Source organism: Chitinophaga sp., from assembly GCF_035564935.1.
Taxonomy (GTDB): Bacteria; Bacteroidota; Bacteroidia; order Chitinophagales; family Chitinophagaceae; genus Chitinophaga.
Window position 1 is genome coordinate 1 of the sequence record NZ_DATMTE010001076.1, and the last position, 5,364, is coordinate 5,364.

Below are 5,364 nucleotides of genomic sequence, written 5' to 3' on the forward strand. Positions count from 1 at the left end.
TTTTTTATTGCGTATCTGCCGCACAGCAAAGTAAATTAATCCCGCTCCTGCAAGACCAATTAAGCTGCTTACTCCAATAGTACGTGCCTGCTTTTTACTGATAGCCGGTAATTTAATCCCGAATTTTGCCGGACTCGCCTGCGCAATGTCCAGCAGCGGTGCTAACGATAAGCCACTGATGATTTTATCGGCAACCTTTTCTACAACATTGCCGGGATACTGTGGACAAAAAGCAACGCCGATCCCGGCTTCACTTAATAAACTGCTGTCCCGTTTTCCATCTCCCACATAAATGATATTCTGGGTATTTATGTGATACTGCTGCGCTATGTAAGGGAATACATTACTCCGCGCATACTCCTCTCCTTTCATAAAATAATCAGCTACCGTAAATTCGCCGGTGGCTACACTGTTGATCAGATGCAGTTTATTGGCAAATACGAAATCCATTCCCAGCTGATTTTTGATATGACGTGCTACGGTACCAAATCCATCGGTGATCAGGCCAACAGCATAACCTCTTTTTTTCAGCTCCCGCACTATTTCGCGGATGCCTGGTACCAGCGGAATAGCGTCTGCCACTTCCAATAATTCTGCAATATTGCGTCCTTCAAAGAGTGTTGCTTTCAGATGCAGCGTAGTTACAGGATTATGTCCGGCCGATTCGATTTCCTGTAATCCTTCTTCCTGTCCAAAGGCCACTGCAGCCCATTGCATGTAATCCTGCGTAAATACGGCATGATCCAGGTTGAAGATGACCATTTTATGCAGTTTATCAATTGATTCCAGGATAGAATACTCCATTTGCTCCCGTATCAGGTTAATATTACCCAGTGTTTCCAGGTTTTCCTGCGGTATATTTTCGGCTTTGCGAAGGATGGTGCGTGATACTTCCCTCGACATTTTGCTCAGCTGTTCCCATGTTTGCATGGCATTTTCCACCTTGCCGATATTTGCTTCCGTGATACGTGCGCCGAGATGATGCATATCTATCAGCAAGCCAATATCCACACCATAGTCATTTTCAAAATGCACCCGTGAAAGGAATGATTTACGGGCTGCGATCATACCACTGAGCGGTTGCTGGAAGTGAGAAAGCTCAGGGTATAAGATACTCAGCAGTGGCTTGGCCACCAATTGGGTGACCCTGCCTGCCTGCCTTTCAAAGTAGGATTTGACGAAGTCTGCTTCATCTTTTTCAATAGGACCAGTTAAGAGGTCTATAATATTGTCAGGGTAAGTAAGGATGTCGCCATCTACATAGGCAATAATATCGTGTTTTGCGGCCATCATCCCTTCACGCATAGATATTCCCTTTCCGCGCTGGCTGCTTGTGATCACTCTCACATGTTCCTTCATGGCCTCTTCCACTGTATTATCCGTAGAGTTATCATCTACCACAATGATCTCAATTTTCCGGGACGTTTTTTTTACTGTTTTAATAACCTGGCGTATGGTAGCACCTTCGTTTAATACAGGAATTACGATAGATATCATAGGAGTTCGCTATGTTAAAGGTTAAAAAATAGTGCTGTAAAGAGCTGCTGTTGGCATTATCAGGCCGCTTTTGTAACAAAAACCGTACCCATTGCCTGTTTTCCGGGAGAAGGAAATGTTATGGAAAGCTGTACAGGGATTGAAAAACGCCGGATGCTCCACTCAGAAAGTAGCGCATCCGGCATTTGCGTATAACCTTTAACGTTAGTTATTTTCTATTTAAATTCCTGCATTTCCACCAGTTTATGGTAGATCCCGTTTTGCTTCAGCAGCGCATCATGCGTACCGCGTTCTTTAATCTCTCCCTGATCCATTACGATAATTTCGCTGGCATGCTGAATGGTGCTCAGCCGGTGTGCAATTACAATAGTGGTGCGGTTTTGCATGAGTTTATCCAATGCGGCCTGCACCAGTTTTTCAGACTCTGTATCCAACGCAGAAGTAGCTTCATCGAGGATGAGTACAGGCGGATTTTTGAAGATGGCTCTGGCAATAGTAAGGCGCTGACGCTGGCCCCCGCTGAGTTTCAGCCCTCGGTCGCCTATAATTGTGTCGTAGCCATTGTCCAGCTGCTCAATAAACTCGTGTGCATTGGCAATTTTTGCAGCGGCTATAATGGCTTCCCTGTCGGCTTTTGGCTGGCCAAAGGCAATGTTATTAAATACGGTATCATTGAACAGGATCGCTTCCTGTGATACCACGCCGATCAGGTTGCGAAGATCCTGTACCTTCAGGTCCCGTATATCGGTACCGTCTATACGAATAGCGCCTTCATTCACATCATAAAAGCGGGGTAAGAGATCGGCCATGGTAGATTTTCCTGCACCGCTGCGGCCCACCAGCGCTACCATCTGTCCTTTTTTAATAGTAAGCCGGATATGTTTCAGTACATATTGCTGTTCGTATTTAAAGGAAACATCATCGTATTCAACACCGGAGGTGAACTCATTAACAGCGCGTGCTCCGGGCTTTTCATGAATAGTTACCGGTGCATCCAGTATTTTAAAGATCCTTTCACTGGCTACCATTCCTTTCTGGATGGTAGTAATAGAAGTGGACACATTTTTTGCCGGCTGCATGATCTGTGAATAGAAAACGAGGTATGTCATGAAAGTGGCACCGGTAAGTAATTCGCTGCCAGACAATACCAAACTTCCTCCATAAATAACAAGGATCACAATCACAACTACCCCCAGTATTTCGGAGATTGGAGAAGCCAGTTCACGCTGGTTATACATCGATTTGCTGACTTTCACAAAGCTGCCGTTTACCTCACCGAATTTGTTTTTCATAAAACGTTCGGCGGTAAAGGACTGTATGATCCTGATACCGCTTAATGTTTCTTCTGTTACCGACAGAATTTTTCCCAATAGCTCCTGGCTGAACTTTCCTTTCAATTTTAATTTTTTGGAAACATAAGATATCAGCAGGCCGGAGATGGGAAAGAATACGATGGTGAACAGGGTAAGTTTTACGGAAAGATAGAACAGCGCCGCAAAGTAACCGATGATGATGAAAGGATCGCGCAGTAATGTTTGTATGGCATTGATCACACTGTTTTCGATTTCCTGCACATCGTTGGTCATGGAAGAAAGCAGGTCGCCTTTTTGTTGCTCACTGTAAAAGGACAGCGATTGTTGCGTGAACTTTTCATATAGGCGTATGCGTAACCTGGAAAGTACGGTCATTTTCAATCGCACCATTACCCTTGCGCTCATATACCTGCCAAAGTTAGCGATCACAATACACACGCCTATCACAGCGCAAACAAAATAGAGGGCGCTTTGCTTGGAGCCGCTGGCCCTTATGAAGTTATAGAAATAGTAGTTGAACAGGTCTATAAAATAGTTGATGGAGAAGGTGAAATGAGGTTCCGGCAATGCCTGGGGCACTTCTCCCACCTGGTTGAAAATAACGGTCAGTAAAGGAATCAGCATAGCAAAATTGACCATGCCGAATATGATACCTATAAAAGTATATACAACGTATTCGGGCAGGTAATGATGCAAAGGTGTGGCAAATCGTAGTAATCGCTTGAATGTCTTCATGCCTGGTAGTCTGTTTAACTTGCTGGCAAAAATAGCATAATTAAGGTATGAGGGGGTGTAATTGCGGCTATTCTTTGCCGGAAATGGTTAATTTCGCAACTGACGGGCTGTGGGTAGCCTGTTACGGTTTGGCGGGGTGGGGTAATTGTGTTATTATCGTAGGCAGACTGTTTTATTAACGATTAAAACTGAATGAGATGCAGGAAACTAAAAGGCAGAAACAAATAGGACAGCTGGTACAGCAGGAGCTGAGCAGCATTTTCCAGCGGTTGGGGTTTAATGTGGTGGAAGGAGGAATGATATCTGTTGCTGCCGTGAAGATGACCCCTGATCTGCTGGAAGCGAAGGTATACCTGAGTATGTTTCAGATCAAAGCCCCTTCGGAAATGCTGGAACGCATCAAGGAAAGAATGGGCGAAATCAAGAAATTACTGGGAATAGGGTTGGGTAAGCAGTTACGCAGGATTCCCGAGTTGAGCTTTTTCCTGGATGATACCCTTGACTATGTGTTTAAGATGGAGGAGCTGTTTAAGAAGATCCGGGAGGAGGATGCCAATATCAAAGATGGCAAAAAATAGGGTTACGGATCTTTCATTCTTCATTCGTAATTCATATACATGGTCTGGCAATTTGCTTCCCGTTATTTCCGTGCAAAAAAATCTACCAATGCTATCAATATCATTGCCTGGGTAAGTGTGGTGGCAATTGCAGTAGGGGCAGGCGCCCTGATTGTAATTCTGAGTGTATTCAATGGTTTTGAGGGACTGGTAAAATCCCTTTATTCTTCTTTTTACCCGGCGTTGAAAGTGGAACCGGTTACGGGTAAAACCATTATCCTTACGCCTGCACAACTGGCACAAATATCGGCGGTGCAGGGGGTAGCGCATTTTTCCCGGGTAATTGAGGAAAAAGCAGTGCTGCGCTACGGCGACGAGCCTACGATTGCCGTATTGAAGGGGGTAGACAGCAGTTATAATTATGTGACGGATGTAAAGAGCAACATTATCAGGGGGCGTTTTGACACCGGCGATAGTGTGGCCTACAGGGCTGTACTGGGGCTTGAGCTGGAAGGCGCGCTGGGCGTAGATGTAGTGCATAGTATTGCCCCGGTTACCGTATATCTTCCCCGCAGGAATGTAAATGCTTTTGTGACCCCGGAAGATGCACTCAACAACGGGGTGTTGTATCCTGCCGGCACTTTTGCCATACAGCAGGAGTTTAACAGCAAGTATGTTATTACAAACATTGAATTTTTACGGAACCTGTTGCAGATGGCTCCCGATGAAATGTCGTCGCTGGAGATAGGGACACGGGCAGGGATAAACGATAAAGTGCTGAAGGCGCAACTGGAAAAGTTGCTTGGCAGTAAGTACAAGGTGCAAACCCGGTACGAGCAGAACCAGTCGCTTTACGCCATTATGCAAACCGAAAAATGGGCGGTATATGTGATACCTAGTTTTATCATGATCATTGCTGCTTTTAACATGATAGGTTCTTTGTATATGCTGGTGATAGAAAAGCAAAAAGACATCACGATCCTGAAAGCAATGGGGGCACGTAAGTCGTTGATTATGCGGATATTCCTGGCAGAAGGGCTGATCATTGCCGGGATAGGAACTGCGTTGGGCCTTGGGTTGGGAACTACCTTTTGCATGTTACAACAGCATTTTGGTATTATAAAGCTGGAGGGGACTTCTTTCCTGGTAGATTCCTATCCTGTTAGTATGCACGCAGCGGATTTTGTACTGGTGTTTATTACGATTATGGTTATTGGTATTGCAGCCAGCTGGTACCCTGCCAGAAGGGCGGCTGTGGAAGC

Annotated in this window: 4 protein-coding genes; 2 read left to right on the forward strand and 2 right to left on the reverse strand. The window is 45.2% G+C overall.

All coding sequences use genetic code 11. The features are described from left to right. Both VN105_RS27750 and VN105_RS27755 read right to left on the reverse strand, forming a co-directional pair. Positions 1-1,497: glycosyltransferase (locus tag VN105_RS27750; RefSeq protein WP_325646395.1), on the reverse strand; the 1,497-nt coding region annotated here is incomplete at its 3' end. Positions 1,498-1,712: 215 nt separating this feature from the next. Further along, complete coding sequence (locus VN105_RS27755; RefSeq protein ID WP_325646397.1) at positions 1,713-3,545, reverse strand: ABC transporter ATP-binding protein; 1,833 nt, start codon at positions 3,543-3,545, stop codon at positions 1,713-1,715. Between the two features lie 197 nt (positions 3,546-3,742). Between VN105_RS27755 and rbfA the strand changes: the two genes are divergently transcribed. After that, positions 3,743-4,123, forward strand: coding sequence for a 30S ribosome-binding factor RbfA (rbfA, locus tag VN105_RS27760; RefSeq protein ID WP_142684182.1), 381 nt, complete (start codon positions 3,743-3,745; stop codon positions 4,121-4,123). A 39-nt stretch (positions 4,124-4,162) separates the two neighbouring features. Further along, a partial coding sequence (locus VN105_RS27765; protein ID WP_325646400.1) for an FtsX-like permease family protein occupies positions 4,163-5,364 on the forward strand: 1,202 nt, incomplete at its 3' end.